Below are 337 nucleotides of genomic sequence, written 5' to 3' on the forward strand. Positions count from 1 at the left end.
CCTTCTCAAGAGGATTCCATACCGATGGTCGTGATGGGGGTAAATGACCATCATTTAGATGGAACCGAGCAAATCGTTTCCAACGCTTCCTGTACTACCAATTGCCTTGCACCCATGATTCAGGTATTAGACCAGCATTTTGGGGTGATCAAAGGATTTGCCTCGACGGTCCACTCCTATACCAATGATCAAAACCTTCATGATGCACCCCATCGGGATTTGAGAAGAGCTAGGGCTGCAGCTTATTCCATCATTCCTACCACAACTAATGCTGGAAAGGCCTTGGATCGGGTACTTCCCGAGTTGTCAGGAAAGATTGAAGCATCAGCTATGAGGG

1 pseudogene is annotated in these 337 nt (G+C 47.5%); it reads left to right on the forward strand.

Annotation, left to right across the window (positions count from 1 at the left end):
* Positions 1-337, forward strand: a pseudogene (locus tag ACNKXV_RS13720) (type I glyceraldehyde-3-phosphate dehydrogenase); the annotation flags it as partial.

Source organism: Christiangramia aquimixticola (genome assembly GCF_048285835.1).
Classification (GTDB): Bacteria; Bacteroidota; Bacteroidia; order Flavobacteriales; family Flavobacteriaceae; genus Christiangramia; species Christiangramia aquimixticola.